At 52.4% G+C, this 12,365-nt stretch carries 11 protein-coding genes; 3 read left to right on the forward strand and 8 right to left on the reverse strand.

Annotation, left to right across the window (positions count from 1 at the left end):
* Nucleotides 1-15: 15 nt before the first annotated feature.
* The 3 genes from ACJJIB_RS13960 to ACJJIB_RS13970 all read right to left on the reverse strand — a co-directional run bounded on the left by ACJJIB_RS13960 (nucleotide 16) and on the right by ACJJIB_RS13970 (nucleotide 3,452).
* Nucleotides 16-204, reverse strand: a complete 189-nt coding sequence (locus tag ACJJIB_RS13960; RefSeq protein WP_252082097.1) for a DUF3012 domain-containing protein — start codon at nucleotides 202-204, stop codon at nucleotides 16-18.
* A 110-nt stretch (nucleotides 205-314) separates the two neighbouring features.
* On the reverse strand, nucleotides 315-1,691 hold the full coding sequence (cysS, locus tag ACJJIB_RS13965; protein ID WP_444886517.1) for a cysteine--tRNA ligase: 1,377 nt from the start codon (nucleotides 1,689-1,691) through the stop codon (nucleotides 315-317).
* 87 nt (nucleotides 1,692-1,778) lie between these two features.
* Nucleotides 1,779-3,452, reverse strand: coding sequence for a glutamine--tRNA ligase/YqeY domain fusion protein (locus ACJJIB_RS13970; protein WP_444886518.1), 1,674 nt, complete (start codon nucleotides 3,450-3,452; stop codon nucleotides 1,779-1,781).
* 212 nt (nucleotides 3,453-3,664) lie between these two features.
* On the opposite strand from ACJJIB_RS13970, the gene ACJJIB_RS13975 reads away from it, so the two are divergent.
* Both ACJJIB_RS13975 and ACJJIB_RS13980 read left to right on the forward strand, forming a co-directional pair.
* Nucleotides 3,665-4,174: a peptidylprolyl isomerase gene (locus ACJJIB_RS13975; protein ID WP_444886519.1), complete on the forward strand. Its 510-nt coding sequence runs from the start codon at nucleotides 3,665-3,667 to the stop codon at nucleotides 4,172-4,174.
* Between the two features lie 35 nt (nucleotides 4,175-4,209).
* On the forward strand, nucleotides 4,210-4,935 hold the full coding sequence (locus tag ACJJIB_RS13980) for a UDP-2,3-diacylglucosamine diphosphatase (RefSeq protein WP_444886520.1): 726 nt from the start codon (nucleotides 4,210-4,212) through the stop codon (nucleotides 4,933-4,935).
* Between the two features lie 32 nt (nucleotides 4,936-4,967).
* Here ACJJIB_RS13980 and ACJJIB_RS13985 read toward each other — a convergent pair whose 3' ends face one another.
* The 4 genes from ACJJIB_RS13985 to ACJJIB_RS14000 all read right to left on the reverse strand — a co-directional run bounded on the left by ACJJIB_RS13985 (nucleotide 4,968) and on the right by ACJJIB_RS14000 (nucleotide 9,393).
* The gene (locus ACJJIB_RS13985; RefSeq protein WP_444886521.1) at nucleotides 4,968-5,897 is read right to left on the reverse strand and encodes an NAD-dependent epimerase/dehydratase family protein; all 930 of its coding nucleotides are present in this window, start codon (nucleotides 5,895-5,897) and stop codon (nucleotides 4,968-4,970) included.
* The gene (locus tag ACJJIB_RS13990; protein WP_444886522.1) at nucleotides 5,894-6,721 is read right to left on the reverse strand and encodes a glycosyltransferase; all 828 of its coding nucleotides are present in this window, start codon (nucleotides 6,719-6,721) and stop codon (nucleotides 5,894-5,896) included. The genes ACJJIB_RS13985 and ACJJIB_RS13990 overlap by 4 nt, the downstream gene beginning before the upstream one ends.
* Nucleotides 6,722-6,795: 74 nt before the next feature.
* A complete protein-coding gene (locus ACJJIB_RS13995; protein WP_444886523.1) occupies nucleotides 6,796-8,100 on the reverse strand; it encodes a condensation domain-containing protein in 1,305 nt (434 codons plus the stop codon).
* A gap of 18 nt (nucleotides 8,101-8,118) precedes the next feature.
* A complete protein-coding gene (locus ACJJIB_RS14000) occupies nucleotides 8,119-9,393 on the reverse strand; it encodes an NAD-dependent epimerase/dehydratase family protein (RefSeq protein WP_444886524.1) in 1,275 nt (424 codons plus the stop codon).
* 402 nt (nucleotides 9,394-9,795) lie between these two features.
* On the opposite strand from ACJJIB_RS14000, the gene ACJJIB_RS14005 reads away from it, so the two are divergent.
* On the forward strand, nucleotides 9,796-10,947 hold the full coding sequence (locus ACJJIB_RS14005) for a saccharopine dehydrogenase family protein (protein ID WP_444886525.1): 1,152 nt from the start codon (nucleotides 9,796-9,798) through the stop codon (nucleotides 10,945-10,947).
* A 101-nt stretch (nucleotides 10,948-11,048) separates the two neighbouring features.
* Here ACJJIB_RS14005 and ACJJIB_RS14010 read toward each other — a convergent pair whose 3' ends face one another.
* Entirely contained in the window at nucleotides 11,049-12,332 is a 1,284-nt protein-coding gene (locus tag ACJJIB_RS14010) for a condensation domain-containing protein (protein ID WP_444886526.1), read from the reverse strand.
* Between the last annotated feature and the right edge of the window lie 33 nt (nucleotides 12,333-12,365).

The raw sequence follows: 12,365 nt of genomic DNA on the forward strand, positions 1-12,365 counted from the left end.
CGACTATAAGCCCGCTTATTCCTCTTCCGGCTTTTGGTTGAAGACGCAGTACTTGGTGTAGTCGCGTCCATCATCCAGGGTCCATTGGCCCTTGGGCACTTTATCCATTTTTTCACACCAGGCATCGGAGCCGCGCTTGGGCTCACAGGCGGTCAGTGCGACAAGGGCAACAGCGGAGCAGATCAGAACGAGTACTTTTTTCATGGTTCGCTTCTACAAATGAAATTCGAATGGCTTTTTCTCCCCAGCTGCGACCAGCGAGGGAGAAATCAGTGAGCTTAGTTTAAGGATGTTGTTTAGGGGATAGAGGCGCCCTACTCGCGGCGCCACTTGGTGCCCTCGCGGCTATCCTCAAGCACCACACCCTTGGATTTTAACTCTTCGCGAATCTCATCGGCGCGGGCAAAGTCACGGTTTTTCTTGCTCTGCACACGCTCTTCAATCAGCGCTTCAATTTCCTCTGCGGAAATAGTTTCTTCGCCACCGCGGGCCTGCTTGAACCAAGCTTCCGGGTCTTGCTGCAAAATGCCGAGCATTTCACCGGCCGCCAGCAACAAACCTTTCAGGCGCGCTTTATCGGCGACTTCGGCCTTGTTCAAATCGCGGGCGATCTGGTGCAGTTCGCTAATGGCGATGGGAGTATTTAGATCATCTTCCAGCGCTTTAAGAAAAGCGGTGCCGGCCAAATCTGCCGCTTGCGCCTCAACCACTTCGGTTTCACGCAGTGCACCGTAGAGGGTATCCAAGGTGCGCCAAGCCTGGTCAAGCAGGTCAGCACTGAAATTCAGTTCTGAGCGGTAGTGGGCAGATAGCAGTGCGAAGCGCAGTACTTCGCCAGGGTAAAGTGCCAACAGGTCTTTGACCATGCGGAAGTTACCCAGGGACTTGGACATCTTCTCGCCATCGATATTCACGTAGCCGTTGTGCATCCAGTAGCGCACAAAATCCACGCCATTGGCGCAGCAGCTTTGGGCCCGCTCATTCTCGTGGTGGGGGAAGGTCAGGTCGCGACCGCCGCCATGGATATCGATAGTGTCACCCAGGTGCTTCTTGATCATGGCCGAGCACTCCAAGTGCCAACCTGGGCGTCCACGGCCCCAGGGGCTGTCCCAGCCGGGCTCGTCATCGGCGGACGGCTTCCACAGTACGAAGTCGCCAGCGTACTTTTTGTAAGGCGCTACTTCCACCCGCGCACCGGCGAGCATATCGTCGAGGGAGCGCTTGGACAGCTGGCCGTATTCCTGCATGGACTCCACGGCGAACAGCACATGGCCCTCGGCGGCGTAGGCGTGTCCCTTCTCCAGCAGGCTTTCGATCATCGCGATCATTTCCGGCAAGTGCTGGGTGGCGTAGGGGACAATATCCGGCTCCAGGTTATTGAGCGCGGCCATATCCTCGTAGTAAGCCTGGGCATAGCGGGCAGACAGTACAGCGATTTCCTCGCCGTTATCCCGCGCGGTCTTCATGATTTTGTCGTCAATATCGGTGATATTGCGCGCGTAAATCACATCGCTGAAATTTCTTTTCAGTACCCGGTACAGAGTGTCAAACACCACCACAGGGCGGGCATTGCCAATATGCACGCGGTTGTACACGGTGGGGCCACACACATACATGCGCACCTGATCTTCCACCTGTGGTACGAAGGGTTCTTTCTTCCCGGAAAACGTGTTGTAGACCTGTAGAGACATCTTTTCTCTCGAATTCTTTTTGCTGTGTGGTTGGGCCAGCCCCTGGCCCAACCGCGAAAACTGCCGCTCGGGCAGCTCTCCGCTTTGCTATTTGTTTTGCTCTTTGGCCCAGCTGTCGCGCAGACCAATGGTGCGGTTAAACACCGGCGCTTCTGCGCTGCCGTACTTGCTGTCGCGACAGAAGTAGCCGTTGCGCTCGAACTGGTAGCCCTGCTCTGGTTCCGCTTTGGCCAGGCCGATTTCCGCCTTACAGCCTTTTAGGATTTGCAGGTTGTCCGGGTTTACGCAGTCGAGGAAGTTCTTACCGCCGACATCCGGCGCCGCATCGTTAAACAGGCGATCGTAGAGACGCACTTCGCAATCGACATTGTTATCGGCAGATACCCAATGAATCACGCCTTTCGGCTTAACGCCGTCGGCCGGGTCCTTACCCAGGGTGTCCAGATCAACCGAGCAGATCACCTCAACAATTTCACCGGCATCATTCTTCACGACTTCTTCGGCAAAGATCACATAGGCGTTACGCAAACGTACCTTTTTGCCCAACACCAGGCGCTTGTACTTCTTGTTGGCCTCTTCGCGGAAGTCCTCTTTCTCAATATAGAGAGTGCGGCCAAACGGAAGTTCACGGGCCGGCAGATCGTCCCGCACTGGGTGGCCCGGTGCTGACAACAGTTCTTCCTGACCTTCCGGGTAATTTTTCAGGGTGATCTTCAAAGGCTCCATCACGCACATAGCGCGCGGTGCATTTTTATCCAGGTCGTCGCGAATGCTGTACTCCAGCATGCTCACATCGACGACGGAATCGGAGCGGGTTACACCAATCATCTCGCAGAAGTTGCGAATGGAAGCCGGGGTAAAGCCGCGACGGCGCATACCGGACAGGGTCGGCATGCGGGGATCATCCCAGCCATCTACATGGCCTTCGTCTACCAGCTGCTTGAGCTTGCGCTTGGATACCACGGTGTAGTTGAGGTGCAGACGTGCAAATTCGTACTGACGCGGACGCGAGGGCACCGGCAGGTTCTCGATCAGCCAGTCGTACAGCGGCTTGTGATCTTCGAATTCCAGGGTACAGATAGAGTGGCTGATACCCTCAATCGCATCACACTGGCCGTGGGCAAAATCGTAGCTGGGGTAAATGCACCACTTATCACCGGTCTGGTGATGGGCCATTTTTTTGATGCGGTAAATAATCGGGTCGCGCAGATTGATATTGGGTGCGGCCATATCGATCTTGGCACGCAGGCTGCACTGGCCCTCTTCCATTTCGCCATTGCGCATCTTTTCAAACAGCGCCAGGTTTTCTTCCACGGTTCTTTCGCGGTAGGGGCTGTTCTTACCCGGCTCTTTCAACGTGCCGCGGTAGTGACGGGCTTCTTCTGCGGACAGGTCGCACACGTAGGCCTTGCCGGCTTTAATCAGGTTCAGTGCCCACTCGTACAATTGATCAAAATTATCCGAGGAATATTTGGCCTCGCCATTCCACTCAAAACCGAGCCAAGAAACGTCGCGCTTAATCGCATCGACAAACTCTTCCTCTTCCTTAGCGGGGTTGGTGTCATCAAAACGTAAATTGCAGGTGCCGCCAAACTCCTGTGCCAAACCAAAGTTCAGGCAGATGGATTTGGCGTGTCCAATATGTAGATATCCATTCGGCTCCGGTGGAAAGCGGGTTGCCACCTGGGATACCCGGCCCTCTGCCAGGTCTTCGCGAATAAGGTTCTGTAAAAAGTGAGCGGGCTTGCTCTCGGATGTCATAGGATTCTCTTATTTACAGCTGTGCGAACATAAACGGCGAATTATACCCTAGTTGAGCCACAGAATATCCTATTTAGCTGAGCGCCAGACGATGATTTTTGCTGTTGGCGCACACTTTTTAGGCAATCCATTATGATATCGCGACTCGGCGTTTTACAGCTCCTGACTAAAAGGTATCATGCCGGCCGAAATCAACCCTCATAGGACATTTTATGATCACCTTGCACACTACCCACGGAGATATTGCTATCGAACTGGATTTCGACAAGGCCCCAAAGACCGCAGCCAACTTCCTGCAGTACTGCCGTGACGATTTTTACACTGGGACCATTTTCCACCGGGTGATCGACAACTTCATGATTCAGGGTGGCGGCATGACCCCCGACATGGAGCAGAAAGAAACCCGCGAGTCCATTGAAAACGAAGCGGACAACGGCCTGAAGAATGACACCGGCACCCTGGCCATGGCCCGCACCATGGACCCCCACTCCGCCAGCTCCCAGTTCTTTATCAATGTAAAGGACAACGACTTCCTGAACTTCCGCAGCAAAGACACCCAGGGCTGGGGTTACTGCGTATTCGGCAAAGTGGCCAACGGTATGGACGTGGTCAACAAGATCAAAAGCGTAAAAACCGGCAGCAAGGGCTTCCACCAGGACGTACCCATGGAAACCATCGAAATCACCGGTATCAGCATTTCTGACGACTACGCAGACAAGTAATTTTTCGAGCCCATTTAGGCTCTAAGGCGGGGACATTGTCTATTTATTTTATTTCCGATCTGCACCTCGATGAGAGCCGACCGGAGATTACCCAGGCTTTTTTTGATTTTCTGCGCGGCCCCGCCGCCGGTGCCGAAGCACTGTATATTCTCGGCGACTTCTTCGAGGCCTGGATTGGCGATGACGACGATGCCCCCCTGATTGAAGAGGTGGTATGGGAGTTAAGCCACTACAGTGGCACCGGGGTGGAACTGTACCTAATGCATGGGAACCGCGATTTCCTGCTCGGTACCGATTTTGCCCAGCGCACAGGTGCGGTGCTACTGCAAGACCCAACTACCCTCACTCTGGCAGGCCGGCAGGTTCTCTTAATGCATGGCGACAGCCTCTGCACTCGCGACGAGGAATATATGACTTTTCGGCGTCAGGCGCGGGACCCCAATTGGCAACAGGGGTTGCTGGCCAAGCCTTTGGAAGAACGCCGCGCTATCGCCGCACAGATTCGCGCCGCCTCCAAAGCCATGAATAGTCGCAAAGCGGAAGACATCATGGATGTTACCCCTGAGGAAGTGGAAAGAGTGATGCGTGAATACAACGTAAATACCCTGATCCACGGCCACACCCACAGGCCCGGTCGCCACCCCTTCTCACTTGATGACGCTGCAGCAGAGCGCATTGTACTGGGAGACTGGGATCGCAATGCCTGGTGCCTAAAAGCGAGTGGGGAAACATTGGAACTGATGCACTGGCCAATCGGCTGAAGCAGGGCTACCCACATCCAGCTTCCCAATAGTTAGTGACAGAGCTTTTGTTCGAGCTTCACAGCCTCCGCCAAGAGGCGCAGGCTGTGGCGCAGACGCTTCGCCCCACCAAAGCGGAACCCTTTGGCCTGTAAATAAGCGCAATCCATTATTGCTGGCCGCTCTCCCTGAGCTTCTGGGGGCAGAGGGCTACGCTTTCCCAACATGGACTGCAAAATCTCCGCCACCTCTCGGTAACTCACCAGGCGATCACTACAATTCACCGCCCTCCCCTTGGCATCCGCCTCCGATAGAACCAACTCCACTGCCCTGGCCACATCTTCCCCATGTACTTCTGTGGCAACTCTGGTTTGAGTGAAGGGCTCACCGCTCACCATTGCGCGAGCAATGTCATACCACTTACTGCGCTCGAGGGGATTCACCACACCATAGACTCCGGTGAGACGCAGGGAGACCGCGTGCCATTGACGCTGCTGCGCCCAAGCGGAAACCATCGCTTCCACCGCCGATTTGTAAGCCCCATAAAATGTATCTGGCAAGGCCGCCTGATGCTCGTACAAGTTGCCTCGCAAACACCCCGTGGCATACACCGCCCTGCTGGAAATAAATACGAATTTATCCACGGAGGCAGTATGAGCCACTTGCATCAGTAGCAGCGTACTGTTCAGGTTGGATTGGAGATAACCGGAAAGATTCTCCCCTTCCCCACCACGATAACGCCCAGGCAAGTGATCATAGGCGCAGTGCACTATCGCATTCAAACCACTAACAAACCTGGATAGAACTGCACGATCCGCCATATCGCCAGCAACCCACTCAAAGTTGCTACCTGTAGGAAAAGGAAATAACCCAGATTTATGACCTGTGCGGGATAGTGCTCGCACTTTATAACCATGATCGAGAAAGTAACGGACAATAAACTGCCCCACATAGCCACTGGCGCCAGTGATGCCGATATTCACTGGGCACTACTCACTGACTGACTCTGCTCCTGGGTCAACTGCTCGATTCTCGCACCGATATCACGACCCTGATTGACTGCCCACCACAATTCGATCAAGGGTCTGAGCTGCTCCATTTTCGTATGGTCCTTTTGCCAGGGTTTTTCGTATTGATAGTGAATCACATGAATGCTACTCCACAACCATAATTGCGGTAGATTAAAAAACAGATACTGCAGGGCATTGTAGATATAAGGCATTCCGTGCCAGCGGGGGAAGAATGCCTGCAGAAAAGTCTGGTCGGTGCGCCGCCAAAATGCGCCCGGCCTATCCAATAATGCCAGCATTTTCCGGTAAGTTTCTACACTAGGTACGGCGGTAAATAGGCCAGAATTCATTCGGCCAAAGCCGTCCAAGTTTTCATAGAGATTGGGCGCGGCACAAAATTCAGGGTATCCCATCAGGTGGTCGATATTGCGCAGTACCAACATATCTGCATCGAGAAAAATTAGCTTGTCATATTCCTCCAGCTGCCAGAGGGACAGCTTGCAAAAATTATTCAGAGGAATATGGAACCGAGGTTTTTCCCCCTTATCGAAAGGCGCGCGCATGTGAAGTCCTGCGCGCTCGTGACGCTGGATAAATGCCTCAGAAAAATCTGGTGGGCTGATCTCCCGCACCAGGCATCCAGATAATTCCAGCGGTTCCGTATCCACAGAATCGGCAACCACCATTGCTATCAAAGGGTGTGTAGCCCTCACCCTTTCCAGCGAACGTTTTAGCGCAACCGCACCAATCACATAATCCGGGCTGTTTACGAGGGTAATAAAGGCACAACGAGACATGATGGCTACTGCAATATGTTTAACACTAGTTAGGTATACGCACTGCCTAGCACTCAGAAATGCCTATGGGAGACTCACAGGGGAGGCATTTTCTCATCCGCTCCATGGATTGAGCGAAGGCACCAGCGATCTGCAATGCTCTCCACCTGCTTAAGGCTGAAACAGTTCACATTATAGATAAAGCTCGCCCGTAACTGGCCGCCATAGACTGCCAGTGAGAGGTAAATTCCGTAAGGGGTGAGACGCGTTGGCAGCGGGGTCGTATGTATTTTCAAGTTCTCACTAATTTCTACCCACTCTGAAGTTTCGCCGGTATACACAGCAGTAAATCCTTCATGATGCTCCTCCGCCTGAAGAAAGGTTATAAGAAAGCAGCTTGAGGCATTGAGGTTGTGGCCGATACTGCCGTGAGGGCCAATTGAATCAGCGGCGTAGGCCGTGCGCATCGCATGCCGGATCTCTCGTGACAGGCGCACGAGCTTTTCTGACCAGGATTCATTTCTGCAAACTGACAAATTGCCATAGCGAAACATGGGGCCCAGAATATAGCGGTGCTCTCGCTTTAAGCGCAGAGACAGGCTGGTATTTAGCCAAAAGTCATGATGAAGAAATTCACATAAAGTTTGCTGGTAGGCAGCGCATAAGAAGGCAAACAAGCTAATTTCTGCATCACTGACATTGGCTCGAATCTGCGCAAAATTGGCCCCATCAATATTGAGAGTCACCTCGCTACAATTAATTGAGACAATCTCTTGGTGCGAAGCCTGCCATACAACGTCTCTCTGCAACTCTAACTTATTGCGCCAATAGTAACTGGCCTTTTGCCCGCGCTCCGTCCCAAGGTATGTCTCCTCAAAATTGATATAATCGGCAAAATCGGTGGATTCTTTGCGGGGCTTATAGGGTTTCCCAGCTCCCATTGCCAGGTAAGCAGCTAGGGATTCGGCCCACAACAGAGACAGGCTAATACCATCGGTAATAATGTGGTGGCACTTGGTCAAGAAAATATATTCATCCTCACCGGTACGAAAAAGGCTGAGGCCTAGCAGCTGGTCCGAATTTAAATCCATTGGGGAACTGCTGAACTGGCGCAGGAAGCTGGTAATATGCGCCTCGCTCATATGGCGAATATCCATGTAGTCCAGTTCGATATCATCAAAACTTCGGATAGCCGGCTCATCCCGGTAGCGACAGCGAAAAATAGGATAAGTATTTATAACCGTAGGCACAGCCCGCTCAAACAGCTCGACATCTACGTCCCCCTTAATACGCATCGCGCGGGTAATCAGGTCCGCCAGTACCTTGCGGTGATTCAGGTTGTAAATACTCTGCTCTGTGATCGACAGAGGCACATGCGCAGAGCAATCCCAGCCTGGCATAGGAGTTCCAATCGTCGTCTAAGAGTTAGTGGGCCGAATCAAATTCTGGGCCCCCTCAAGTACTTTGTGCAGGTGTGGTGTCTCAACATCTGGAGTACTTTCCTGGACTTTGTGGTTGCGCCAGTAAGAGCGACACGGGATCAGCTCTGCATTGCAGCGATAGGCATATTTCCCCGCTACTTCAGAGATTTCCTCCAGTAATCCCTGGGCCAAAAATGTCGGTTTTAAACCCAGGTTGCAGAGGCTGGCATTCTCCACAAATAAATCATTTTCTGCAGCCTCATTGCGCGGATTGTCGACAAATGCCACCTTGGCTCCGCTCACATCGGCAATCATTTTGGCGAGATCACGCACCCGATGGGTTTCGGTCATTTGGTTCATGATACGCACCCGCTCTCCTGCGACGGGAGGAGAGTTAATCGCCAGCTGGATACAGCGCACGGTATCGGAGATATGAATAAATGCACGGGTTTGCCCGCCGGTACCGTGTACAGTCAATTCATGTCCGGTAGCGGCTTGCATCAGAAAGCGGTTCAGTACAGTGCCGTAATCACCGTCATAGTCGAAGCGGTTGATTAGGCGCTCATCCAGGGAGGTTTCCACGGTTTGTGTCCCCCACACTATCCCCTGGTGTAAATCTGTAATTCGCACACCATCATTTTTGTTGTAGTAGGCGAAGAGCAGCTGATCCTGGGATTTCGTCAGATGGTAAATACTGCCAGGGTTAGTGGGATAGAGTATCTGCTGGGACACCCTCTGGCCGTTTGCCATCGGTATTTCCACATCCAGATAACCTTCTGGAATCTTCATGCCCGCAGAGCCATAACCGTAAACTCCCATAGTACCGAGATGAACGATATGGCTATCGACGCCGACATCCACCACCGCGGCGAGAAGATTATTGGTGGCATTGATATTGTTGGAAACGGTGTAGCGTTTATGACGCGAGGATTTCATGGAATATGGCGCTGCGCGTTGCTCAGCAAAGTGCACAATAGCAGCGGGCCGGGTCTCGGCAATCAACTCCATTAGCGGCTCGTAGTCACAAGCCAAATCCAATCTGTGCAGCCCGATATTTAGCCCGGTCGTCTCCCACCAACACTGCAGGCGCTGCCCAATACTCTCAATCGGGGTCAGGGATTCCACCCCCAACTCCTCATCGATACGACGCCTTGAGAAGTTATCCACGATAGTGACCGTGTATCCCTGCCGCGATAAAAACAAGGCCGTAGGCCAACCGCAAAAGCCATCTCCCCCCAACACCAGAATATGGGCATTACCGTTTTGCCGCATATTAACCTCCCCAGAGAAAAGTCCGCGCCAAACACCAAAAGATATGAATAAATAATATACAAGACCGCCGATCAGGTTACCGCCAAGCAAGTGAATAGTGTCATTGATTAGCCCCTGTAACACACAAACTAGATAAGGCTAAGGGATAGCGCCTGGTTTTCTTTAACAGCCGATAAGGTGTGAATAACGAACGCTGCCGGGGTAATCCGTTGACCCTTTTTACGTCATAGTTGTCCCCCTAAGATTACTATTTATTCGTCGGTACTCACCCAGCAAGGGCAAATCGCGATAAACCGCCAGCCAGTCATTTAATCAATAGTCACTAAGATTCTCTTGATTTACGTCACTGCCCCATTGCATGATCCACTCTAACTAACCTCAGGGGAGAGGAGTGCGATCCAGGTGATTAATAACCTGAACAAACGCGTATTAATACTCGGCGGCTACGGCAACTTTGGCGCACGCATTGCGCAAATGCTGAGCTCCGAGCCCAATATTCAGCTGATTATTGCCGGCCGCAACAAGGCTCTGGCAGACCAGTGTGCCGAGGGACTCGGCGGGCTTGCCGAAGGTTTACGCCTGGAGAGAGATGCCGTCAACTTGGCTGCGCAACTCAAAGCCCTCCACCTGGATCTTTTGATTCACTGCGCAGGCCCCTTCCAAAAAGAGAGTGATTATCGGGTTGCAAAAGCCTGCATCGAGTCACGCACACCTTACATTGATATTTCCGATGGTCGTCGTTTCGTGTGCGATTTTCACCGTTTGTCCCCCGCCGCAGAGGCCGCAGGTATTAGTATGGTATCGGGCGCCAGCAGCCTGCCCGGGCTGAGCTCCGCCGCAATCGCCGAAATCCAGCTTGAACTGCCAGTGATTCACTCCATAGACATTGCCATAGCACCTGCACACCGAATAGATCGCGGCCTGGCGACGGTACGCGCTGGCTTTGAATCCCTTGGCCACAGCTTTCCACAGCTGCAGAGCGGCTACTGGCGCGAATCCCACGCAGGGAAAAATCTACGCCCCATCAACCTGGCCCACCCAGTGGGCAAACGCTGGCTGTGCGACTTTGATGTGCCCGACCTAGAGCTCTGCCCGAAGTATTTTCCCAAGATGCACAGTGCTCGCTTCGCCACTGGCCTTGAGCCTCTGACCCTGCAAATCGGCCTGTCCGCCTGCGCTCAATTGGCACGCCTACAACTACCGGCAACCACTGCGCGCCTAGCCCAACTTGGCCATAAGATCAGTGACCGCTGGCCGGGAGGCACGCCACACGGCGGCATGATCGTGCGTGCTACAGGAGAGAATGCCCATGGAGAAAGCGCCTCGCGCAGCTGGCAGGTATTAGGCCTAAATGGCGATGGCCCCTGGATTCCTGCAGCCCCAGCGGCAGCACTAGCGCGTAAGTTTCTACGCGGAGAAATGGAAGAGGCAGGAGCAAGAGCCTGCTGGCAGTTACTGAGTCTGGATGAGATTCTGCTTGAACTGAATGATCACTCTATCGTTACAGCTATAGAAACCCACTCCCGCGAGCGAATGCCAGCACTTGCTGGCTAGGGCGGTAATCAGGCCAACGCTTGTGCAAAGTGAATGATTTGCCCCCGTCCCCAGTGAGAGTTTACTGATATTTTTGGCGCAGTAATTCAAGCAAACTCGGCCTAACAGCCATTCTCCAAGATAAAACGCCACCGATCGCTGAGTTTTTGCACGGTGTCGCGGCTGAAACAGTTGGCGTTATAGACAAAGTTACTATGAAGGTGCCCACCGTAGGCCGCCAGAGAAAGATAGATTCCATAGGGTGTAATTCGGGTGGGCAAACTCATTGAGCGCATTTTTACTCTCTCATTTAAGTTGATCCAGTTCGAGGAAGCATCGTTATAAATCGCTTGTAGTCCCTCCTGCTGTACCTCTGTTTGCAGAAAGTTAATCAAATAGGTGCAGGGAGCAGGCAGGTTATTGCCAATAATGCCATGGGGACCAATCGAATCAGCCACGTAAACCGTTCGCACGGCATAGTGTATTTCTTTGCACATCCGCCGTAGTTTTTTCAACCAGGTTTCCTCAGCTACCACTGCCAGATTTACCTGGCGAAACATTGGCCCCAAAACCTTCCGATGTTCTCTTTTTACCCGCAGTGACAAGCTCGTATTCATCCAAAAATCTTTTTGTAAGAGTTCGAACAAAGCCTGCTGAAATCCTGCACACAGATAGACAAAGTGACTGACCCCGGCAACCCTTGCCCGTTCTTTAATATGGGAGAACTCTTTCTTATACAGGGTGCAAACCAAGTCTTCACAATACAGAGAGACCGTTTTCCCCGATGAGGCCACCTCAACCGCGCTTCTCTGTCGGGCCAGCTTATTTTGCCAATGTTGTAGAGCTTTTTGTCCCCGCTGGCTACGGATGTAGTTATTTTCAAAATCCACGTAATCGGCGTAATCAATGATTTCGGGCTGAGGACGGAAACCAGCCCCGCTCTCAAGGTCCAGATAAGTACTCAGTATCAACCCCCAAAGCAGTGACAAACTAATCCCATCAGTAATAATGTGATGACACTTCGTTAAGAAGATGTATTCATCCTCTCCGGTACGGATAAGGCTTAAGCTCAACAGCTGATCAGTATCCAGTGCTATTGGCGCATTACTGTATTGGGTTAAGAAGCTCTTTACATGAGAGTCACTCATGCCCCGAACATCCAATATATCCAATTCGACATCAGCAAAAATCCGTCGAACAGGCTCGCGGGTATAGCGACAACGAACAATAGGGTAAGTATTGACAGTTCGTTGAACCGCCTCTCTGAACAGGTCGATCTGGAGCGCGCCCCTGATACTGATTGCACGGGCGATCATATCTGCCAAGGCTTTTCGGTAATGTAAGTTGTAGATACTCCTCTCGGTAATCGATAAGGGTACATCCGCAGCATGCTTCCATCCCGACATGCTTATCTCCCGTGAACGCTCAATCAATCTTAT

This window comes from Microbulbifer mixtoriginis (SeqCode), from assembly GCF_052467705.1.